General features: G+C 61.4%; 18 protein-coding genes and 1 pseudogene. 11 read left to right on the top strand and 8 right to left on the bottom strand.

What is annotated here, in order from left to right; all coding sequences use genetic code 11:
• Positions 1 to 19 precede the first annotated feature (19 nt).
• The gene (locus QMK54_RS03250; protein WP_320402056.1) at positions 20 to 913 is read right to left on the bottom strand and encodes a PA4780 family RIO1-like protein kinase; all 894 of its coding nucleotides are present in this window, start codon (positions 911 to 913) and stop codon (positions 20 to 22) included.
• A 444-nt stretch (positions 914 to 1357) separates the two neighbouring features.
• Between QMK54_RS03250 and QMK54_RS31160 the strand changes: the two are divergent.
• A pseudogene (locus tag QMK54_RS31160) lies at positions 1358 to 2446 on the top strand (cache domain-containing protein); the annotation flags it as partial.
• A 90-nt stretch (positions 2447 to 2536) separates the two neighbouring features.
• A complete protein-coding gene (locus QMK54_RS31155) occupies positions 2537 to 3304 on the top strand; it encodes a methyl-accepting chemotaxis protein (RefSeq protein ID WP_404821821.1) in 768 nt (255 codons plus the stop codon).
• A gap of 124 nt (positions 3305 to 3428) precedes the next feature.
• On the opposite strand, the gene QMK54_RS03240 is transcribed toward QMK54_RS31155, so the two are convergent.
• Positions 3429 to 4706 carry an acetyl-CoA C-acetyltransferase gene (locus tag QMK54_RS03240; protein WP_320402054.1) on the bottom strand — a complete coding sequence of 426 codons (1278 nt, stop codon included), beginning with the start codon at positions 4704 to 4706 and terminating at the stop codon, positions 3429 to 3431.
• A 238-nt stretch (positions 4707 to 4944) separates the two neighbouring features.
• Between QMK54_RS03240 and QMK54_RS03235 the strand changes: the two genes are divergently transcribed.
• Entirely contained in the window at positions 4945 to 6297 is a 1353-nt protein-coding gene (locus tag QMK54_RS03235) for a 3-oxoacyl-ACP reductase (RefSeq protein ID WP_110662327.1), read from the top strand.
• 2 nt (positions 6298 to 6299) lie between these two features.
• Entirely contained in the window at positions 6300 to 7154 is an 855-nt protein-coding gene (locus tag QMK54_RS03230; RefSeq protein WP_320402053.1) for a MaoC family dehydratase, read from the top strand.
• A 1035-nt stretch (positions 7155 to 8189) separates the two neighbouring features.
• On the opposite strand, the gene QMK54_RS03225 is transcribed toward QMK54_RS03230, so the two are convergent.
• Both QMK54_RS03225 and QMK54_RS03220 read right to left on the bottom strand, forming a co-directional pair.
• A complete protein-coding gene (locus tag QMK54_RS03225; protein WP_110661099.1) occupies positions 8190 to 8603 on the bottom strand; it encodes a response regulator in 414 nt (137 codons plus the stop codon).
• Positions 8604 to 8668: 65 nt separating this feature from the next.
• Entirely contained in the window at positions 8669 to 8878 is a 210-nt protein-coding gene (locus QMK54_RS03220) for a Flp family type IVb pilin (RefSeq protein ID WP_110661098.1), read from the bottom strand.
• 324 nt (positions 8879 to 9202) lie between these two features.
• Between QMK54_RS03220 and cpaB the strand changes: the two genes are divergently transcribed.
• From cpaB to QMK54_RS03195, 5 genes are read left to right on the top strand one after another with little or no spacing between them, the layout of a single operon-like run.
• Positions 9203 to 10147, top strand: coding sequence for a Flp pilus assembly protein CpaB (gene cpaB, locus QMK54_RS03215; protein ID WP_320402052.1), 945 nt, complete (start codon positions 9203 to 9205; stop codon positions 10145 to 10147).
• Between the two features lie 26 nt (positions 10148 to 10173).
• Positions 10174 to 11364: an AAA family ATPase gene (locus QMK54_RS03210; protein ID WP_110661096.1), complete on the top strand. Its 1191-nt coding sequence runs from the start codon at positions 10174 to 10176 to the stop codon at positions 11362 to 11364.
• Positions 11361 to 12641, top strand: a complete 1281-nt coding sequence (locus tag QMK54_RS03205) for a CpaF family protein (RefSeq protein ID WP_110661095.1) — start codon at positions 11361 to 11363, stop codon at positions 12639 to 12641. Before QMK54_RS03210 ends, QMK54_RS03205 begins: the two co-directional genes overlap by 4 nt.
• Before the next feature lie 9 nt (positions 12642 to 12650).
• Positions 12651 to 13535 (top strand): type II secretion system F family protein, encoded by an 885-nt coding sequence (locus tag QMK54_RS03200; protein ID WP_110661094.1) that lies wholly within the window; start codon positions 12651 to 12653, stop codon positions 13533 to 13535.
• Positions 13536 to 13537: 2 nt separating this feature from the next.
• On the top strand, positions 13538 to 14428 hold the full coding sequence (locus tag QMK54_RS03195) for a type II secretion system F family protein (protein WP_320402051.1): 891 nt from the start codon (positions 13538 to 13540) through the stop codon (positions 14426 to 14428).
• Here the strand turns inward: QMK54_RS03195 and QMK54_RS03190 are convergent.
• The 3 genes from QMK54_RS03190 to QMK54_RS03180 all read right to left on the bottom strand — a co-directional run bounded on the left by QMK54_RS03190 (position 14425) and on the right by QMK54_RS03180 (position 17034).
• Positions 14425 to 14730 (bottom strand): DUF6124 family protein, encoded by a 306-nt coding sequence (locus QMK54_RS03190; RefSeq protein WP_320402050.1) that lies wholly within the window; start codon positions 14728 to 14730, stop codon positions 14425 to 14427. The two genes, QMK54_RS03195 and QMK54_RS03190, sit on opposite strands and share 4 nt — an antisense overlap.
• A gap of 945 nt (positions 14731 to 15675) precedes the next feature.
• Positions 15676 to 16449 (bottom strand): response regulator transcription factor, encoded by a 774-nt coding sequence (locus QMK54_RS03185; protein ID WP_110662346.1) that lies wholly within the window; start codon positions 16447 to 16449, stop codon positions 15676 to 15678.
• Positions 16450 to 16563: 114 nt separating this feature from the next.
• The gene (locus tag QMK54_RS03180) at positions 16564 to 17034 is read right to left on the bottom strand and encodes a prepilin peptidase (protein ID WP_223594058.1); all 471 of its coding nucleotides are present in this window, start codon (positions 17032 to 17034) and stop codon (positions 16564 to 16566) included.
• A gap of 75 nt (positions 17035 to 17109) precedes the next feature.
• Between QMK54_RS03180 and QMK54_RS03175 the strand changes: the two genes are divergently transcribed.
• Together QMK54_RS03175 and QMK54_RS03170 are read left to right on the top strand one after the other, a co-directional pair.
• The gene (locus QMK54_RS03175) at positions 17110 to 17550 is read left to right on the top strand and encodes a TadE/TadG family type IV pilus assembly protein (protein WP_223594055.1); all 441 of its coding nucleotides are present in this window, start codon (positions 17110 to 17112) and stop codon (positions 17548 to 17550) included.
• Positions 17547 to 20288, top strand: coding sequence for an ATP-binding protein (locus tag QMK54_RS03170; protein WP_320402049.1), 2742 nt, complete (start codon positions 17547 to 17549; stop codon positions 20286 to 20288). The genes QMK54_RS03175 and QMK54_RS03170 overlap by 4 nt, the downstream gene beginning before the upstream one ends.
• On the opposite strand, the gene QMK54_RS03165 is transcribed toward QMK54_RS03170, so the two are convergent.
• Complete coding sequence (locus QMK54_RS03165) at positions 20285 to 22267, bottom strand: pilus assembly protein TadG-related protein (RefSeq protein WP_320402048.1); 1983 nt, start codon at positions 22265 to 22267, stop codon at positions 20285 to 20287. The two genes, QMK54_RS03170 and QMK54_RS03165, sit on opposite strands and share 4 nt — an antisense overlap.
• Positions 22268 to 22397: the final 130 nt, after the last annotated feature.

The following is a 22397-nucleotide window of genomic DNA, read 5'->3' as shown; positions in this document are numbered from 1 at the left end:
CCGGGTTTTTTTTAACCGATCACTGCATCCAAGGCGGAGGCGGTTCTTCGGTCTTGCTCGGCGGAGCATCGTCCGCCGCGCGTACGGCTTGCTTGCGCTCTTCATCCAGGCGCGCGGCCTCGATCTCGCGCATGATGCCGCCCACGTCAGCCAGTTCTTCCGTGTCGGCGAACTCGCCGGTCAGGACACTGGCCGGGTGCAAGGTGCCGGCCTCGTACAAGGCCCACATTTCCTTGGCGTACTTGGTCTTCTTCAATTCCGGCGCAAACCGCCCGAAGTAGGACGCCATGTTGCCCACATCCCGCTCCAGCATGCTGAACGCGTGGTTGTTGCCCGCCGCGTCCACCGCTTGCGGCAGGTCGATGATCACCGGGCCGGTCGGCGTCAGCAGCACGTTGAACTCGGAAAGGTCGCCGTGCACCAGACCGGTACACAGCATCAGCACGATCTGTGAAATCAGATACGCGTGATACTCGCGGGCCTGGTCCGGTTCCAGCACCACATCGTTCAGACGCGGGGCGGCATCACCGTACTCGTCGGCGACCAGCTCCATGAGCAGTACGCCTTCGAGGAAGTCGAACGGCTTGGGCACCCGCACACCGGCACTGGCCAAACGGAACAGCGCCGCCACTTCGGCGTTCTGCCAGGCGTCTTCGGTTTCCTTGCGGCCAAACTTGGAGCCCTTGGCCATCGCACGGGCCTGACGGCTGTTGCGTACCTTGCGGCCTTCCTGATACTCGGCCGCCTGACGGAAACTGCGTTTATTCGCCTCCTTGTAGACCTTCGCGCAACGTAACTCGTTGCCGCAGCGCACCACATAAACAGCTGCTTCTTTACCACTCATGAGTGGGCGCAGCACCTCGTCGACCAGACCGTCCTCGATCAGGGGTTCAATGCGTTTTGGAGTCTTCATCAGCTTTTATTGTGGGTCCTTTATTACCAAACACGCGAAAGTCATTCGTTATACGGCAATCCACTCACGGGGGGGAGGGGTTGCCGACTTATGAACATTGCAGAAGCACACAATGTGCCGATTTCATCAGGTAAACCCGACGACCGTACGGGTCGCTCCAGATCATAGCCGAGCCTGCGTCACTTGTTGTGCAAGGGCATTGAGGGCAATTACGACAGAAGCTGACACCACAACTCCTACCTTCCGTAGGATTTTTCCCAACGGGCCTCAATTTCCTCCGACAACAGCCGAAGTCCTTAGTGACAAAGTGATTTGTCCGACAATCGCTGCCACAACAAAAGCGATGCCGCACTCAAGGACCGGGTTGACCAAGAACGTTTACGGCTGCCAATAAACCGCGAGTCATCTGCACTGCGTGGGCCTACAAGAAAATCTGGAGCGCGGATGAACATCAAACAGAAGTTGACCTGGGCGTTTGCAATCATCGCCTGCCTGCCCGTGGTGCTGGTCGCCACGCTCGTTGTGCTGAACCTGCGCAGTGATGCCAGGGACGAATTCATCGACGGCAGTGCCCGCGAGATTCGTCAGGTCAGCAACGCCATGCAATTGTTCTTTGACGGCATCAGCCAGAACGTCGATTACCTGGCCAAGCAGCCGCTGATCCGAAATTCCGACGACAGCCTCAAGACTTACATGGCCGCCAACGCCGAGAGCGTCCCTCAGGGCGAGGCGGACAAGAAAGTCTTCACCCTGCTCCAGGACCTGGGCAACAGCCACCCGGCCTATGCCTATGCCATCCTCGGCACGGCGGCGGGCGGCTATGTGTCGTGGCCGGATGATCCGAAACTGAACAACTACGACCCGCGCCAGCGCCCCTGGTACAAGGCCGCCCAGGCCAAACCGGGCAAGCCGTTCCGCACCGAGGCCTACTACTGGGCCCAGGATGACGCGACCTACGTCAGCACCGTGCGCACCATCGACAACAAGCTGGGCACCAACGGCGGCGTGGTCAGCATCGACGTGACGCTCAAGCAGCTCACCGAAATCGTCAAGCAGATCAAGCTCGGCGAAACCGGCTACCTGATGCTGCTGGAAAACACCGGCATGGTCCTGGTGGATCCGAAACAACCGGAACACAACTTCAAGCCACTGAACAGCCTTGGCGACGGCTACGCGCAACTGGCCAAGGCCGGCAAAGGCCTGGTGGAAGTGGAGCTGAACGGCGAGCGCTACATGGCCAACGTCTGGCCATCGGAGCAACTGGGCTGGACTTTCATCGGCCTGATCAAACAGGACGACGTGATGAGCTCCGCGACCCAGTTGACCTGGTTGATCGCCATCATCGCTGCTGTTCTGGCCGTGGTCTTCGCCATCGTTGGCGCCAGTTTTGCCAGCCTCATCGTGCGCCCGATCCGCAGCGTGGCCAGCGGCCTGGAAGGCATCGCCCAGGGCGAAGGCGACCTGACCCAGAACCTGCAAATCCGCGGCAGCGACGAAACCGCGCAACTGGCCAACTGGTTCAACCAGTTCCTGGCCGCGATTCGCAATCTGATCCAGAGCATCGGCGGCGCGGCAGGCAAGATCCTCGCCACGTCCAAGAGCTCAACCCAGGTCTCCAGCGACATGGCCGAAGCCGCCGGACGCCAGCGTGAGGCGGTGGACATGGTCTCCACTGCATTCCACGAAATGGTCGCCACCGCCAACGAAGTCGCGCGTTCTTGCAGTCAGGCGGCGGAATCGGCCGACAGTGGCCAGCGCCAGGCGCGCGAAGGCCAGCAGCAGATCGATGCGGCGGTGAGCAGCGTGGATCGCCTGAGCCAGGAAATCGAACAGTCGGCCCAGTCGATGCAGCAACTGGAGCGCGACAGTAACGACATTCAGTCGATCCTCGGGACCATCCGCTCGATCGCCGAACAAACCAACCTGCTGGCGCTGAACGCCGCGATCGAAGCGGCCCGGGCCGGTGAACAGGGACGCGGTTTTGCCGTGGTGGCCGATGAAGTGCGGGCCCTGGCCAAGCGCACGGCCGACTCCACGGCGGAAATCGACGGGCTGCTGGGTAACCTGGCCAAACGCACCAGCCAGGTGACCCAACAGATGCACGCCAGCCTGGAAGTGTCCCAGCAATCGGTGACGCGCATCGGCGAGGCGCGCAACAGCTTTGGGCAGATTCGCGAGTCGGTGGACGTGATCCGCGACATGAACACCCAGATCGCCACCGCGGCGGAACAGCAGCACCAGGTAGCCGAAGACATCAACCGGCACATCAGCCAGATCCATGGCGATGCGCAACTGGTGGCAGAACTGGCCAACTCGGCGCGCCTGGACTCCCAGAGCCTGGCCGGGTTGTCGAATGAGCTGGACGGGTTGGTGCGCAGGTTCCGTACCTGATTCGCTAACTCACCACTAAAACCTGTGGGAGCGGGCTTGCTCGCGAAAGCGGTCTATCAGTCAACATGGATGTTGAAGCTGATGGCCCCTTCGCGAGCAAGCCCGCTCCCACAGTGTTTTCTGCCTAGCGCTCGATGATGGCCGTCACACCCTGCCCACCCGCCGCACAGATCGAAATCAGCCCCCGCCCCTTGCCCGCCGTATCCAGCAGCTTCGCCAGGTTGGCGACAATGCGCCCACCCGTGGCGGCAAACGGATGCCCGGCCGCCAGTGAACTGCCCTTGACGTTGAGCTTGCTGCGGTCGATCGAGCCCAACGGCGCATCGAGACCAAGACGGCTTTTGCAGTACTCCGGATCTTCCCAGGCCTTCAACGTACACAGCACCTGCGCGGCGAAGGCTTCGTGGATTTCGTAGTAGTCGAAGTCCTGCAAGGTCAGGCCATTGCGCGCGAGCAAACGCGGCACGGCGTAGACCGGCGCCATCAACAGCCCTTCGGCGCCGTTGACGAAATCCACCGCCGCCGCCTCGCCGTCACGCCAGTAGGCCAGAATCGGCAAGCCGCGTGCCTTGGCCCATTCCTCGCTGCCCAGCAGCACCAGTGACGCGCCATCGGTCAGCGGTGTGGAGTTGCCTGCGGTCAGGGTGCCCTTGGCGCTTTTCTCATAGGCCGGCTTGAGCGCGGCGAGCTTTTCCAGTGTGGAGTCCGGGCGCAGGTTGTTGTCGCGGGTCAGTCCCAGGAACGGTGTCATCAGGTCGTTGTGCCAGCCCTCGGCGTAGGACGCAGCCAGTTTCTGATGGCTCTCAAGCGCCAGTTGATCCTGAGCCTGGCGAGGGATGTTCCAGGTCTGGGCCATCAGCTCGCAATGCTGGCCCATGGATAACCCCGTACGCGGCTCGCCGTTGCGCGGGAATTCGGGGATCAAATGCTTGGGGCGCAATTGCAGGAAGGTTTTCAGTTTGTCGCCGGTGGTTTTCGCGCGATTGGCTTGCAGGAGAATTTTGCGCAGGCCCTCACTGACACTGATCGGCGCATCCGAGGTGGTGTCCACGCCACCGGCAATGCCGCAGTCGATCTGGCCCAGGGCAATCTTGTTCGCCACCAGCAACGCCGCCTCCAGCCCGGTGCCGCAGGCCTGCTGGATGTCATAGGCCGGGGTGGCGGGCGACAGTCGCGAACCGAGTACGCACTCGCGTGTCAGGTTCATGTCCCGCGACAACTTGAGCACGGCCCCGGCGACCACTTCGCCAATGCGCTGGCCGTGCAGGTTGTAACGTTCGATCAGGCCTTCGAGGGCGGCGGTGAGCATCACCTGGTTACTGGCCGTGGCGTAGGGGCCGTTGGAACGGGCGAAGGGAATCCGGTTACCGCCGATGATCGCGACACGGCGCAGCTGGGTCATGAAAGGCTCCTGACAAATTATCTGATTTCAACACCATCCCCTTGTGGGAGCGGGCTTGCTCGCGAAGGGGCCTGCTCATTCAACATCGATGCTGGCTGATACACCGCCATCGTCGGAACGCCGCCCGGAACAAGCTCGCTCCTACAATGTAACCAAGCGTAGGCCTTATCTCGTGGATCGAACGACTGATCGCCATTCATGGTCCACACTTTGAACCCCAGCTTTCGGAGCGCGTTCCATGTCTGACCGCTATATCGACTTCGCCAATTCGTCCATCGGCCATCGTCTGGTGGGCGCCCTGGGGTTGCCGGCGCCGACCCGGCTGGAGCGCTGGCAAGCAGGCCGGCTGCGGCCCGTGGAAGGTGCGCTGCTGATCGGCGGCGGGCCGTTGGTCGAACACGTCAGTGCCTTCGCCAACCGCCTGACCGACGCGATCTACAGCTACGGCACCGAGCCATCGATAGCCACCGCGTGGATTCCCGGCCATGGACCGAAACTCAAGGCCGTGGTGTTCGATGCCAGTGATCTGCTGCATACCGATCAGCTCAAGCAGCTGCGCGAATTTTTCCAGCCACTGATGAAGAATCTCGATCACTGCGCGCACCTGGTGATTCTCGGACGCGATCCGCAAACCCTGCGCGACCCGTTCGCCGCCAGCGCGCAACGAGCCCTGGAAGGTTTCAGCCGTTCGCTAGCCAAGGAGTTGCGCAGCGGAGGCACCCTGCAATTGATCTACGTCGGCGAAGGTGCCGAGGCGCAGCTGGAAGGCCCGCTGCGGTTTTTCCTCTCGCCCAAAAGCGCCTTCGTGTCCGGGCAAGTCATTCGCTTGAATCCGTGTTCGACGCCCGTCACCGACTGGACACGCCCGCTCGCCGGGCGCAAGGCACTGGTCACTGGCGCGGCGCGGGGCATCGGTGCCGCCATCGCCGAAACCCTGGCCCGTGACGGTGCCGACGTCATCCTGCTCGACGTGCCACCAGCCAAAACCGATCTCGAAGCCCTCGCCGCGCGCCTCGGCGGGCGTAGCATCACCCTCGACATCTGCGCCGAAGACGCCGCCGCGCAGTTGGTCGAACAGTTGCCCGACGGCCTCGACATCCTGGTGCACAACGCTGGAATCACGCGGGATAAAACCCTGGCCAACATGACCCCGGAATTCTGGGACGCGGTGCTGGCGGTCAACCTCAATGCACCGCAAGTGCTGACCAAGGCCCTGCTCGACAGCGGCGCCCTGCACGACAACGGCCGGGTGATCCTGCTGGCGTCCATCAGCGGCATTGCCGGCAATCGCGGGCAAACCAATTACGCGGCGAGCAAGGCCGGGCTCATTGGCCTGGCGCAGGCGTGGGCGCCGTTGCTCACCGAGCGCGGCATCAGTATCAACGCCGTGGCGCCGGGCTTCATCGAAACGCAGATGACCGCGCACATTCCCTTCGGCCTGCGCGAAGCCGGACGCCGCATGAGCTCCCTCGGCCAGGGCGGCCTGCCACAAGATGTCGCCGAAGCCGTGGCCTGGCTCGCGCAACCGGGCACCGGCGCCTTCACCGGGCAAGCATTGCGCGTATGCGGGCAAAGCGTTCTGGGGGCTTAAGGATGATCACCGACTGGCACACACTCAACCGCGAACCCAGTCTGCCGGGGCTGTACGCCCGTGCCGCAACACGGCGCAAAATCACCGGCACCACCCTGCCCGATTCGGCTTTGCGCTGCTGGGTCGATGTCGACCCCAAGCGCCTGGCGGCTTATCGCAAGGTCTGTGGCTTCGCCGACAACGGCCTGCTGCCGCCGACTTATCCACACATCCTCGGGTTCGCCTTGCAGATGCAACTGCTCACGGCCAGGGACTTCCCGTTCCCGCTGCTGGGCCTGATTCACCTGAGCAATCGCATTCGAGTGGTGCGCCCCATGGGCGGAGTGAGTCGGGTGCGCGTCAGCGTGCAGGTGCAAAACCTGCAACCCCACGCCAAGGGCGCGACATTCGATCTACTGACCACCCTCGACGATCAGTTGGGACCATTGTGGGAAGCACAAAGCAGGATGCTCTGCCGCGGCGTCAAACTCGAGGGCGAACCGCTCGAAGAGCCTCTGGCAAGCAACCTGGCCTTGAGCGAAATCGAGCACTGGAAAGCGCCCTCGGACATCGGCCGGCAGTACGCCAAAGTGTCCGGCGACTACAACCCGATCCACCTCAGCGCGGCCAGCGCCCGACTCTTCGGCTTCCCGACCGCCATCGCCCATGGCCTGTGGAACAAGGCACGCACGCTGGCTGCGCTGGCCGGGCATCTGCCGACGGCGAATGTCGAGATAGCAGTGCAGTTCAAGAAACCGGTACGGTTGCCCAGTGAAGTGACTTTGCTGGCCAGTGCGCCGGGGACGAGCGGGGACTTTCAGTTGCTGGGTGTCGGGGATCTGGAGCATATGGTCGGGCATTGGCAGCCGGTGGCCTGACAAGGCGGGTATGTACAGCAAGATAATCAGGCCGGCTGGCCGCCTTCGCGAGCAAGCCCGCTCCCACAGGTACTGAGTGCATCTGCAAGAAATGGGTTGGCTGGCAGGCCGCCTTCGCGGGCAAGCCCGCTCCCACAGGTACTGAGTGCATCTGCAAGAAATGGGTTGGCAGGCAGGCCGTCTTCGCGGGCAAGCCCGCTCCCACAGGTACTGAGTACATCTGCAAGAAATGGGTTGGCTGGCAGGCCGTCTTCGCGGGCAAGCCCGCTCCCACAGGTACTGAGTGCATCTGCAAGAAATGGGTTGGCTGGCAGGCCGCCTTCGCGGGCAAGCCCGCTCCCACAGGTACTGAGTACATCTGCAAGAAATGGGTCGGCTGGCAGGCCGTCTTCGCGAGCAAGCCCGCTCCCACAGGTACTGAGTGCATCTGCAAGAAATGGGTTGGCTGGCAGGCCGCCTTCGCGGGCAAGCCCGCTCCCACAGGTACTGAGTACATCTGCAAGAAATGGGTCGGCTGGCAGGCCGTCTTCGCGAGCAAGCCCGCTCCCACAATTTGACCGAGTACATTTGGTAGAGACAGGTTGGCTGGCAGGCCGTCATCGCTGGCAAGCCAGTTCCTACAGAAGAGTAACGGCAGCGCGGCGTACACCCACGCTCCTCACCACTCATCAGGCCGAGCGTTAGCTCGCCTGCAGCTCTTGATCTTGACTCACCCGCCCCCTCGGGAGGCTGAGGGGAGGTGTTCATCCGGGGACTGGCGCGCAGCGCCGTTCGACGCAGTCGAACTCATTGCATGTAGGTCGAAGCGAAGCCGACCGGAGGGCAATGCCCCCGGATGAATGCCGGAGCGAAGGAACGCCGAGCCTTAGCGAGGGGCCGGACGCCAGGGGCGAGCGTTTTTTGCTTACTTTTTTAGGCGCTTGTAAAAAAGTGAGTCGCCGTAAGGGCGAAACCGCCAGTGGCCGCTACCGCAAAAACGGATATGTACTCAATCAACCACAACATGGTCGGCCCAGAGGCCGCCAAGTCAACGGCTCAACCTGTAACCCGATAAACCTGCGGCTGCGGAAACAGATTATTCAGCGTCTCCAACAACCGCACGTGATAAATCGGCTTGCGAAAAAGATCCAGCACCTGCAAACGCAACAAGTCACTGACATCATCCATGCCCGCATGCCCCGACATCACAATCACCGGCAAATGCTGGCGCGACGTATGCTCGCGCAAACGCTTGATCAACGACATCCCGCTCTCCTCCGGCATGCGCAAATCAGTGATCACCAAAGCGATATCAGGATGCCGGGTCAGATGCTGCAGCGCGAGCTTGACCGAAGTGGCCGTAAAACAATTGAACCCCTCACCCTCCAGCAACTCCGCCAACTCAAGCAATGCCTCCTCTTCGTCATCCACCAGAAGCAGTTGTTGGCGCGGCTGTGCGAGAGCGTTCATGAGCTAACACCTGCAAGGGACTGGACACAAACGTTGAGATCGGACAAGTCAGCCAGCCACCGCACTCAGGGCGTCGGAACCAGATTTAACTTGATGATGTCAAAAATCCCCTTTACCGCTCCGGCAATAGGCGTCATGAAAGTCACCAGGACAACCGCCGCCATCCCGGCAACAATCGCGTACTCGATACCGGATGCACCCTCGGTATCCTTGACCAGACCTTTGTAGAAAGCGATTTCGGATTTGACCTTCTGAACAAGCTTGGAAAAAGACATGGCATTTCTCCTGGACGACGACGGGTGTTGCACGGACGCAACATGATTCCCCAGTGCCAGCACCAGCATTGTCGGCATTCCCCGCCCCAACAACTGTAAATACGCATTAACACGAAAGTATTAACCGTTTCGTTGACGTCAAAAAACAGGTCATTTCAGCGCAACTTTGCACTTTCGTTAGATATTTCCCCTGCACTAATGGCATTTCGCTCTACCTGCGCTACGGTCAAATAGCGAAATAGTTCCATGTTCATAGCTGCCTGATTGCGAAGTTGTCTCGTTAGATATGACGGGGTTTTGCGCAGCAGGAAAGGGAGAGCCTACATGAACAGCCGTGTCACCCTGGGCCTCGCCGGATTGCTTCTGGTCGGTGCAATCATTACCGGTTACTGGGGGCTCACATTGAGTCGTCAACCGGTCCCCGAATCCGTTGCCCAATCCACAGTCAGTGCACCGCTCGCCAACACACAGGCGGCCGTACCGGCAGATGACCCTACCCGCCATCCCGTGGTCGTGCTGGTCAACGACGTTGCGCCGTTTGCGCCGATCACCGCCGCCGATGTCACCCTGGAAAAACTGCGCACCGTCCCGGCCGGCAGCCTGACCAGCCTCGACCAGGCGATTGGCCGCACACCCTGGCGCACCCTGACGGCCGGGAGTTGGCTCAACGACGAAAGCTTCGAAGCCGGCAGCAAACTGTCGCGGATGATCCGCTCCGATGAGCGCGCCCTGGCGGTCGCCGTGGACGAAGTGATCAATATCGGCGGGCAACTGACACCCGGCGACTATGTCGACGTGCTGCTGTTCCTGCGCATGGACACCCTCAATCCTCAGCCAACGGCCCAACTCGTGGTGCCGGCCTTGCGGGTGCTCGGGGTCGGCGAGCAGTTGGGTTTGACCAACGACGGCCAGCCTTCCAGCCCGGCCCGCAGCGCCGATGAACAGCTCAGACAGGATCAATCGCGCGCCACGGCCCGCACCGTGTTGCTCGCCGTTCCTGAACAACTGGTGAGCCGCCTGATGCTCGCGACCCAGGCCGGCGTGTTGCGCCTGGCCGTGCGCAGCGCCGATGAAAAACGCCTTGCGCACTACTGGGCCGGTGAAAGCAATTCTGCCGCGAGCCTGGCCAATGCCAACCGCGAGTTACTGCAATTCAGCCAACTGGCCATGACCGCGCCGCCCAAACCCGCTGCCAGTCCTGGCGCCGCGCCGCGCAAAACCAGCGTGGCAGTCATTCGCGGCAATGAAATCACTCAACAAACACCCTGAATCGAGCACCACAGCGGGTTATCGCAATGAGCCAGAACCTGAGTCAAACCTTCCTCGCGATTACGCGCAACAGCACCGATCTGGAATGGTTGCAAGGCGCACTGGCGCCCCTGGGTCAGGTGGTCAGTGCCGGTGGCGGCAGCCTCGACGAGCTGTTGGCACTGGTGGACGTGACGTTCGCCAGCCTGGTGTTCATCGGCCTGGACCGCGACCACGTGGTGGCCCAGAGCGCGTTGATCGAAGGCGCGCTGGAAGCCAAACCGATGTTGGCGATCGTCGCGCTGGGCGACGGCATGGACAACCAGCTCGTATTGAATGCGATGCGTGCCGGGGCCAGGGATTTCGTGGCCTATGGTTCACGCTCCAGTGAAGTCGCGGGGCTGGTGCGGCGCCTGAGCAAACGCCTGCCCCCCGTCGCGCCAAACACGCACCTGGGTCGCCTGACCGTACTGTACGGCGTGCAGAGCAGTGCCGACGGCGCGCTGCTGGCCACGCACATGGCGCAGGTGGTGCAAAAAAGCGGTCAGCACACGCTGCTGCTGGACCTTGGTTTACCTCGCGGGGACAGCCTGGCTTTGCTCGGCCTGGAGAGTTCGTTTCATTTCGGCGATGCGTTGCGTCATTTGCGCCGCCTCGACGCGACGCTGATCGACAGCGCCTTCACCAGTTGCGAAGCCGGGCTGCGCATCCTCGCCTACGCCAGTGGCGATGAACCGCTGGAACACACCAGCGCCGCCGAGTTGTACATGCTCCTCAGCGCCCTGCGCCAACACTTCCAGCACATCGTGGTGAACCTCACCGGGCAGCCGGACAGCGAAGCGTTGCGTACCTTCGTCAGCCATTGCGACAAACTGCTGTGGTACACCGATCAAAACGTGCTCGACTGCCGCCGCAACCTCGCGGTGCTCAATCTCTGGCGCGAAAAAGGCATGAAGCTCGATCACGCCAAATTGCTCGTGGACCGCTACCTGCGCAGCGTCGCTCCGGACTCCGACACCCTGGGCAAGACGTTCGGCCTGGAGATCATCGCCACCCTCGCCTACAGCCCGGAAGTACGGCTCAACGCCAAGAACCAGGGCCTGACCTTGTTCGAACTGGCCCCACGCGAAGGCCTCACCCAGGGCCTGCGCACCCTCGGCGAGCGCCTGGCCAAGCACTCCGAAGGCCTGGCCAAACCCAAGACCGGCTGGTTCAACCGCTTGAGGGGTGCACAATGAACAGTGAAAAACTCTTTGGCTCACCCCAGCGTGGCGCGGTTGGCAATACCGACCACGATGGCCTGAAACTGGTGCTGCACCGCTACATCATCGACGCCATCGAAGAGTCGGGGAAAAACCTGCTGGAAGGTTCGCGGCAGGTGTTGTCACAGTTCGTGATCGACAAAGTGGCCGAGTACATCGCACGTTTGCACCTGGCCATTTCCCGCTATGAGATGGAGCGCCTGGCCGAGGAGATCGTCGACGAACTGACCGGTTTCGGCCCGCTGGAAGTACTGCTGCGCGACACGGCGGTGACCGAGATCCTGGTCAACGGCCCGCACCGGGTATTTGTCGAACGCGAAGGCGTGCTGCATCTGAGCGACTTGCGCTTTATCGATTCACACCACGTCGAGCGTGTCATGCAACGGATCCTCGCGCCGCTGGGTCGGCGGCTCGACGAGTCCTCGCCGATGGTCGACGCGCGCCTGCCGGACGGCAGCCGGGTCAACGCCATCATCCCGCCGATTGCCCTCGATGGCCCGTGCCTGTCGATCCGCAAATTCCGCCAGGACATGCTCAAAAGCTCCGACCTGATGGCGATGCAAACCATCGACCAGGCGATCTACGAATTCATTCAGGACGCCGTGGGCAAACGCTGCAACATCCTCATCAGCGGCGGCACCGGCACCGGCAAGACCACGCTGCTGAACATTCTCAGCCAGTTGATCAGCCCCCACGAACGCCTGGTCACTATCGAAGACGTCGCCGAACTGCAACTGGGCCACCCTCACGTCGTGCGCCTGGAAACCCGTCCACCGAATGCCGAAGGCCATGGCGAGGTGAAAGCCAGCGACCTGATTCGCAACGCCCTGCGGATGCGCCCGGACCGGATCATCCTCGGCGAAATTCGCGGTGTCGAAGTGGTCGATGTGTTGACCGCCATGAACACCGGCCACGACGGCTCGATGAGCACCGTACACGCCAACAACGCCCAGGATGCGTTGCTGCGCCTGGAGACCCTGGTGGGTTTGACCGGTCGCAGCATCGCCGAGCGCACGTTGCGGCAAATGATCTGCGCGGCGCTCGATGTGGTCATCCAGCTCACGCGCATGCCTGACGGTCGCCGTTGCGTCAGCGAAGTGGTGGAAGTCGTCGGCGTGCGCGACGACGTGTATGTCACCAACACGCTGTTCCGTCTCGACCGTCGCAGCGGGTTCGGTTTCCTGCGCGAGGCGGTCAACCCGGCTGGCGACAAATTGCGCCGGGACTCGGCGCTATCTCCCTCGGCGTACTGAGGCCACGGCATGCTCAAACCAGTGCTGCTCATCCTCGTTTGCGTGATCTTTCTCGGCCTGTCGCTGCGCCTGCTCTACAACGGTTTGCGCCAGACCGGCAACGAACGGATTCTGGGACGCCTGAGCCAGGGGCAGCCGCAACGGGTCGTGCAGAAATCATCGTGGACAGGGCTTGAGCGGGCGTTCCTGCGCGCCGGGCTCGGACGCCCCACCGAACGCCTGGGCCAATGGCTGGTGCTCTGGATACTCGGGGTGCTGCTGGGGTTTGCCTTGGCTGGCTGGATCGGCGCACTGCTGTTGCTGCTGATTCCTCCGGCAGTGGTACGACTGTTCATCAGCTGGCGTTATCAGCGTCGCCTCAGTCGCATGATCGAACAACTGCCGATGCTGCTCGACCATGCCGTACGCAGCCTGAAGTCCGGGCGGACCCTGGCCGATGCCGTGCTCGGCGCCATCGATGCCGCCGAAGACCCGCTGAAAAATGCCATGGGCCGGATTCAGCGCAATGTGCAACTGGGGGTCAGCCTGGCGGACGCTGCGTCGGACTTCGCCGAGCTGTACGAAAAAGATGAACTGCGCCTGCTCGCACTCGGCTTGAAGGTCAACCACCGCTACGGCGGCAATGCCAGTGAACTGCTGGAAAACCTGATCAAGATGATCCGCGAACGCGAGCAAGCGGCTCGCCAATTGAAAGCCATGACCGGCGAAACCCGCATCACGGCCGTGGTCCTGGCCCTGCTGCCGGTCTCGGTCGCGGGCTACTTTCTACTCACCAATCCGACCTACCTGCTTTCCATGTGGCACGACAGCTCGGGGCAAACCATGCTGGCGAGTGCCTTCGGATTTCAGGTGATCGGTTGCCTGGCGCTGTGGCGCATGTTGCGTAGCCTATGAATATGAAGATGCTCTTGCTGATCAGTGCACTGTTCCTGTTCGGGGCGGCCCTGTTGCTGCTCAGCGCCTTGCTGGAGCAACGCCGACGAGCGCGCCAGGTGGCCCATCGACTCGATGGCAAGACGCCTGGCGATAGCCGCTTCAGCGAACTGCTGCATGCCCTGGGCGCCAGCCGCCTAGGGCAAAAGTCGGTAAAGATGGACAATGAAACCCACACTTTGCTCAACCGCCTGGGCTGGCGCAGCGTTCGCCAACGTTCGATGTTTGCTGCCTTGCAGGTGGGTGCTCCGGTGCTGGCACTGTTCTTGTGCCTGCTGATCCAGGGGCTGTTCTACCCGAATGTGGAGAACCACTGGATCGCCCCGATACTCGCCACCAGCTTCGGCTATCTGCTACCCAAACGCTGGCTGGCCGCCGCCGCACAGCATCGGCAAAAACAACTCGCCACCGAGACATCAACCTTCATTGCGCTGCTGCGCACCCTGTTCGAATCGGGCATGGCGGTGGAGCAATCGCTGCGTGTACTGAGCCAGGAGGGCAAACAGTTGCTGCCCGCCCTGACCCATGAATTGCGCCTTGTCCTGGCCCGTGTCGATTCAGGCATGGAACTCGGCGAAGAGCTGAACAAAAGCACCCGACTGCTTTCGGTAGACGAGTTCACCGACACCTGCGTGATCCTTCAACAATTGATCCATCAGGGGGGTGGCGCGATGAAGTCCCTGCTGGCGCTCAAACAGTTGCTCGATGACCGACGCCTGACACGCCTGCAGGAATACGTCTCCAAGATGTCCGCCAAAATGTCCGTGGTGATGATGCTGTTTCTCTTCCCGGCGCTATTGATCGTCCTCGCCGGCCCGGGCTTCACGGCCCTGGGTCGGGCCTTTGCCCACTAATCCTGCGGATCGAGAATATCCAGCGCCCGATTCACCGCCAACTCGCCCAGCATGATCACCTGAGCAATCCCCAGCAGCGTATTGCGCTGCGAGCCCTGCAGAAACCCCGCGAAATCACTCGCCATCACACTCGCCGACGCCAGTGATTCACAGGCGTGGGCCAGCAGGGTTTCGGTATTGATGTCCGGGGCGATGACGAACATCGTGCCGGGTTTGTGGGGGACTGGTTGCTTGGGGGGATTCAGGTAGTGATCGTGGGTACGGTCGGGGGTTTCGGGGGGATTGGGAGTGGGTTTGATCATGGTGAAGCTCCAAGTATGAGATAGAGCTGCCACTGATCGCCGCGACAGCAATCAAGGGTGGCAGCTGTACGCGGGGTCGCGGACCGAGCTACTTGGAAACCCGGCATACCCGAAGGTATCCCGCGCACAGCCACCATTACATCAAACGACAAGCACCGAAGCGCTCCGGTTTGGGCCGGTGGATTATGCACCAAGTAGACTTAACAGGCCGCGACAGCCCGATCACTGAACTTGCAGTGACGGAGAAAGGCTAGAGATCACACTTCCGATGGACAACCTGAAAAACATGTCGGAGGTTTCCTCGGGGATTTGAGGAAAACTACACAGGAATGTGTGGGCTGAAAGGACGTCATCGCGAGCAGGCTCGCTCCTACAGTTGGGACGGGTACATCTGAAAGAAATGGGTTGGCTGGCAGGCCGTCTTCGCGAGCAAGCCCGCTCCCACAATTTGACCGAGTACGTTCGGTAGAGACAGGTCGGCCGACAGGCCGCCATCGCGAGCAAGCTCGCTCCTACAGAAGAGCAAAGGCAGAGCTGCGTACACCCATGCTCCTCACCACTCAACAGGCCGAGCGTTAGCTCGCCTGCAGCTCTTGATCTTGATCTACCCGCCCCCTCGGGAGGCTGAGTGGAGGTGTTTATCCGGGGATGGGCGCGCAGCGCCGTTCGACGCAGTCGAACTCATTGCATGTAGGTCGAAGCGAAGCCGACCGGAGGGCGATGCCCCCGGATGAATACCGGAGCGAAGGAACCCCGAGCCTCAGCGAGGGGCCGGACGCCAGGGGCGAGACCTTTTGGTTCCTTTTGGGGCGTTTGCCAAAAGGGACTCGCCGTAAGGGCGAAACCCTAAGCCGCCGTTACCGCAGCAACGGATATGTACACCCGCAAATAAACACATAGCCTGACGCAAAGTCTTCGCGAGCAAGCCCGTTCCCACAGTGGATATCAGTGCGCCGAAACCCGCAGCCGCCCCCCGGAACCACTGGGCGACAAGGCCAACGCCAACTGCGTCCGATTATGCATATGCGTCAACCGCAACACCTGCGACACATACAACTTCACCGTGTTCTCGGTAATCCCCAACTCACAGGCAATCTGATAATTGGTCTGCCCCTTGCCCACCAACTGCGCCACCTCCAGTTGCCGCGGTGACAGCTGATTGAAAATCGCCGGAATCTCCACTGCATCAACCTCGGCAACACCCCGGTCACCCGCTTGCGGTCCCCGCCGAACCTTGTCCAGGTCCTGATACAGATCATCGATCGACTCGGACAAATACTGCAGCTTCTGATTCAAATGCCCCAACTGCAGGTTCTTGTGCTTCTCCTGCAGGGCCACTTCCTGACGTTGCAAACCTTCGAGCAACTCATTCAGATCGATTGGCTTCTGGTAATAGTCGGCAACACCCGCGCGCAGGGCCTTGATCACGTCCTGCTTGTCGGCGCACCCGGTGAGCATGATCGCCTCGAACGCCCGGTGCTTGCCCGAAAGCCGCTGCAGCTCCTGCATCAGCTCAAGGCCATCCATGCCAGGCATGTGCAAGTCCAGCAGGACCAGGCCGATATCGAGGTCCTCGTTGAAACGCTCGATCGCCTGATGGCCCGACTCGCAGGGAACACAACGGTAACCTTTGCCCTCCAGAAACTCGCAAAGCTCTTCAACGATCAATGGCGCATCGTCGACCACAAGGACTTTTACTGCCGAAGTAAACTTGCTCACGTGTAACTCCCTGTCAGGCCAAAGGTTGACCCGTCCCTCACCGACAGCCACCGGCTGTACACCTGCTGTCTGAAAAGTAGACGTAGTTTCAGGCTCTGTACATAAAAGGGCCGACTAGTGGAGCCAGGCCAATGTCAGCATCAGCCCCACCAGCACGAACGGTGCAAACGGCTGCTTCTTTGACATTTCAGGCGCCATATAAAAAAGATGGGTTCTAAGCCCTTGACTCATATGAAGCCAGACTCTTGGCGCCAGCAGCAGCCAGAAAACACTGGCCAATCCGGCGCCAATAAACGTACCGAGCACGTGCATACCGTCCGTCGCAAGACCCAGCGCGGCCATGAGTTTCACGTCGCCGCCGCCCAGGCGCTTCATCGAATAGCCAGGTAGCGTGAAGCCCAGGGCCAGTAACAACGCCCAGCCGCCCTGTTGCGCCTCGGCACCCAGCCAGGTCGTGCCGCTCCACAGCAACCAGGCCAGGGCCAGGGCGCCAGCACCCAGGGTCAGGCCATTGGCAATGTGCCGTTGCCGGGCATCCTGCGCGGCACACAGTGCCAGCCAGATCAGTAGGACAAAGCTCTGCATTCGGTAAAAACCGTCCGTTTTGGCTGAATGATTCTATGCTGACATTACACAGTGTTGGTCAGGGTAGACACACTCATGAAAGCCAGCCTCCCCCACAAACAAAAAGGTGCCGCCGCGATTGAATTCGCCCTGGTGTTCATCATTTTTTTCGGCGTGTTCTACGCCATCATCAGCTACAGCCTGCCGCTGTTGTTGATGCAGTCGTTCAACCAGTCGACCGCCGAAGCCGTGCGCCGCAGCGTCGCGCTGGATCCGTCCACCCCCGGTTACGCTGCCGCGCTGATCGCCCGCGCGAAAACGGAACTGACCACGCAAACGGCCTGGATTCCGCCGGCCCTGAATTTCAATACCGCCACCGATGCCACCGTCACGTTTGTAAGCGGGTTGCTGACAGTCCGCATCAGTTACCCCACCAATAAAATCAAAGCCGCCATCCCGTTCCTGAACCTGCCGGGCATCGGTCAGGTGCCGAATCTGCCAGCGACCCTTACGGCTAGCGCGAGCCTGCAATTTTGAGTGCCGGCGACAAACTCTTCGGGCGCCTGCTCAACCGCCATCCGCCCCCTCCGCCGGAGCCGCAAGAGGCACAGCGGGTGCACAGCTTCGGCTTGCAGATGCAGCTCGATGCCGGGGGGCGTGTCATTCAACTGAGCGGTCCGCTGCGGCACCTGCTCGCGCAGCAAAGCCCCGGCGCGCAGGCAGCGCATCTGCTCGACTTCCTGTTGCCCCACAGCAGCCTCGTCATCGAAGGTGCGCCGGCGGACTGGCGGGGACAAACCCTGGACCTGGACTTCTACAGCCTCAACGGTCCACCGCTGCATTTGCGCGGCTGGGTGCAACCCTTGGCCGATGCCTGGCTGTTGCAGATGCTCGACATCGGCGACTTGTTGCTCGAACGCCGGCAATCACGCAACCGAGAGCAATGCCAGGTGCTGGCGATGCAAATCGCCGAACAGCTGCGCCTGTGCAGCCTGACGCGCCTGCCCGAGGTGCTGGGCGAACAACTGCAAAGCCTGGCCCAGCGTTTTCAGGTGCCCTGCATTGCCCTGGCCTTGCTCGATGAGCAGGAGCAGGGTTGGCAGATTCACCAGCACTACGCGGCCTTCGATGCACCGCAACTGTGGCAAAACGATCAACGCCTGGGCACGGGGCTGGACAGTTTGAGCGGCTCGGCACCGCAGCACCTGACCCTGCGTGAACACCCGCGCCTGCAAGACACTTTCGGCAATACCGATGGCTTCGCCGTGCCCTATCACGATGCGCAAGGGGTGGTCGCCTGGTTGCTGTGCGGTTTCTTCACGGCGCCCCAACGCGCCCCCGATGTCACTGAACGCGACTGGCTGCAAATCACCGCCGCGCTCGCCAGCCCCTTGCTCGAACGCCTGCGCGAGCATCGTCATCATCTGCAACTGGAACGCCTGGAATCGCTGCAAGCGCTGCTCGGCACCGGCTGGTGGGAAGTTTTCAGCCACAGCAACGAGGTGCAATTGGCACCGTCGCTGGCCACGGCCCTGAACCTTGGAACGTCACGTTTATCCGTGCAGGACTGGCTCGATCAGGTGTATCCCGCCGACCGCGAAGAGCTGCGCATCGGCCTGCAAGACTTGCAGGACTCAGGCATGCCACTGCTGTCGTGCGTGCGCCTGTATCGCCCCGACGATGGCCCCGAACCGGTCTGGTATCGCCTGCAGGGCCAGGCGCTGGGCGTGGGGAAAAACCGTCGGCTGGTGGGCTTCATGCTCGACATCAGTGACATCAAGAATCAGCAGCAGAGCGCCGCCGCCGCCCATGCGCGCCTGGACAACCTGATCGCCAGCTCGCCGGCGGTGATTTATGTCCAGCGCTATGACGAAGGTGCATTGCAACCGGTGTTCTTCAGCGACAGTCTGTTGCCGCTGCTCGGCTGGACCCTGGCCGACTGCGCACCCGGAACGCTGGTGGAACGGGTGCATCCCGACGACCGCCCGCAGTATTTCGAGCGCACCCGGCAGTTGCTGCGTGAAGGCTCGGTGCGCGCCCGCTATCGGTTGCGCGACAGTCGCGGCGACTATCACTGGCTGCTCGATGAAGCGAAGTTGTTGCGCGACGACCTCGGCTTGCCCGTGGAAGCCGTGGGCCTGTGGCTGGACGTCACGGACGCGACCCTGGCCACCGAACAGGTCAGGCAGAGTGAAGAACGCTACCGGATTCTGGTGGAAGATTCGCCGGCGATGATCTGCCGCTACCTGCCCGACCTGACCCTGACCTTCGGCAACCGACCGTTGGCCACGTATCTGGAATTGGCGCCGGAGCAGTTGCCGGGGGTGAATCTGGGCAGCTGGATGTCCGCGGAACAGCGCGATGCGTTCACCCAACGACTGAGCCAACTGAGCCCCGAGTTCCCGGTGAGCACCGCCGAGATCAACCTGCAACTGCCCGGCCGCGAACACGCCTGGTGGGTCTGGTCCGATCGCGGGGTGTTCGATGAACAGGGCCGCTTGCTCGAAATCCAGGCCGTGGGGCGCGACAACACCGAGGTGCGGCGCTCGCAGCAGCAGCTCACACAAAGCGCGAAAATGGCCACCCTCGGTGAAATGGCCACCGGCCTGGCCCATGAGATCAACCAGCCGTTGAACGTGATGCGCATGGCCATCGTCAATGTCCTCAAGCGCCTGAGCAACGGCGATGTGCAGGTCGATTACCTGATCGACAAACTCACCCGCATCGATTCCCAGGTGCAACGCGCCGCGCGGGTGGTGGACCACATGCGGGTGTTCGGCCGCCGCTCGGAAATCGAACAGCAACCGTTCAACCCGGCCCAGGCCATCGAAGGCACGCTGTCGCTATTGTCCGAGGGCATGCGCGGCAAAGGCGTCGACCTGCGCATCAGCGAGACCGGTTTTGAAGTACAGGTGCGCGGTTACGTCGACCAGCTTGAACAGGTGCTGATCAACCTGATGGTCAATGCCCGGGATGCCCTGCTCGACAAGCGCGAAAAACACCCCGGATTCAAGCCGTGGATTTCGCTGTACGCCGAACGGGATACGCACTCGGTACGCCTGTGGGTCGAAGACAACGGCGGCGGTATCGACCCTCGTTTGCTGGAGCGGATTTTCGAGCCGTTCTTCACCACCAAACCGGTCGGCGTTGGCACCGGTCTGGGGCTGTCGGTGAGCTACGGCATCGTCGAGAACATGGGCGGCAAACTGAGCGTCAGGAACTCCACCGAGGGCGCGCGCTTCTGCATCGAACTGCCGATTGTGCCGGCAGACTAGATCACCAGGGATGGGCGTCCCGAGTGACAACTGAGGTTGGCACCCACCTCGACTTTGTTCAGGTCGATCCCCAGGCTCGCCAGCAGCGTGTTGATCAATGTGTCCAGCAACGGGCTGAGTACGGTGTTGATCGCATTGACCAGCGCGGCACTGACATCACTCAAAATGCCCCCCAAGCCACCCACGATACTGCCCGACGGCCCATACATATTGACGCCAAGGTTGCTGACGGTGGTGCTCAGGCTGTTGACGATATTGGTCGTGGTGAAGGCGTAGTAAAACGGTGGCTGATTGATCTCCGGCAGGTTGGCCGCTGCCGGCGCTGAATAGACGTGGGACATGTTGGCATTTTGAGCAATCGGGATGTTGACCATGATATCGATGCCACCACCAACGCCGGGCTGGTGGTTGTAACAGGTTGGCGGCAGGATCAGCAGCCGTTGGCAGGTCTGCACGCCGATATCAATGACCTTCAGAGGATTGACGTTGTTGCTGGGTGGAACTGTGGGTGAGCCAAACACATCGGCAGGGCTGATCTGCCCGATCTTCAATCCGATCAGCGTGGTGGTGGTGTTGGTCGTCAGACTTTTATTCGTTGCACTCACGCAACTGTAAGCCGTGACATAACTCCAGGCTCCAGCCGCTTCCAGTGCCACGTCGATCCGTATCGGTGGTGGCAACAGCTTGATTTCCGGCGTGTCACACGGCACGAGCAACGCGCAGGTCAATGAGTTGACAACACCCACCAGGTCCAGATGCAGCAATGCATTCAGGGTATTGGTCAACGGCGCAACGAGATTGATGACGGCATTGACCAGAGGCGTGATGGCGTCCAGTACGGGCAGGTTGATCGACAGCAATGTCTTGACCTGAGCCGTGCGCACATAGATGCGGTTGGGGCCCAAGGGGGCCAATGCCGCGTTTTTCGGATTGCCGATGGCAGACAGTTGCGGCGGCTCCATCACCTGCACCCGTGCAGTGATTTGCGCCAGCCCTGCAATGTTGATCGGCAAGCTCGCGACCAGGGCGTTCTTCTTGTTGGCCAGTTGCACGAACCCTTCGACCAGATCGAACGCTTTCAGATTCACGGCAAGGGCCGAGATGTCGGTGCCACTTTCAACATGCAACATATTGCCCAGCACGACGGACGTCGTCCCCGCTGCCACTTTCAGTGCTTGCAGGCTGACGATCGTTGCGGTTGCGCCAAGTGTGCTGGTGGGGTCCAGCACGTTGATGGCGGTCTGGATCAACTGGCTGACATTGACTGTATTGCCCAGAACCTGGTTGTAGCCGGCGGCGGTCAAGCCGAGGTCAATTTTCAACCGATCGAGGTAGCCGAGCAGGCTGATGTTGGTATTGACCAAACCGTTCCAACCCGCCGCACTGACAGTGACGTTCCCCCCCAGCAAGCCCCCGAAAAGCAGACTGGTAATGGCGGCCTTGCTGGTATCGAAGGTCAGGGCTGTACTGCGGATCGTCAATGAAGCCAGGGGTGGCGGCAGCGCAGCGACCGCCGTGGCGCTCAGCGTCATCGTTGAACCCGCCGGTGCGCCGCCGAACAAAGCGCCGATGCCGCCGGCAATACTCTGTTGCACGACATGGCTGGCGATAACCCGAATAGCCTCGCTTTTGCTTGGGTCTGCACCGAATACCCGAAGGTTGTTGGCATCAAGGGTCAGTGCGCCGCACGCCACAGCCAGCGCGCGCCCGGTGGAGGGAATGGCGAAACCATTTCGTTGTGCACTGGCCGTGGCATAGGTGTTCGCGGTTGAGCTGGCGGAACAGTCGCCACCCCGTGTTGCAGCTTCAAGCGCGGCCATGTCGGCCACGCGCTGCAAACTGCGTTTTTCCAGGTACAGCCTGCCGGTATCGACCACCAACAACATGAATGCCAACGCCAGGGTCAGGGTCAAAGCAGCCATCAGGCCGATCGCCCCCCGTTGCCGGGCCGGGCCGCGAAACTGCAGGCGGGGAGACATGGCGCACTCCTTTGCCGGCACACAGCCGGGCGCAACCTCCATGGGTGACCAGCAGTGTAGACAAGGGTGGCGGTGGTTGCTGGCAACTTGCCAGCGCAGACAATAAAAAACCCTGTGGGATGATTGTTAG

The sequence above is a fragment of the Pseudomonas sp. P5_109 genome (assembly GCF_034009455.1).
GTDB lineage: Bacteria > Pseudomonadota > Gammaproteobacteria > Pseudomonadales > Pseudomonadaceae > Aquipseudomonas.
This window is presented reverse-complemented; position numbering and strand designations above follow the sequence as displayed.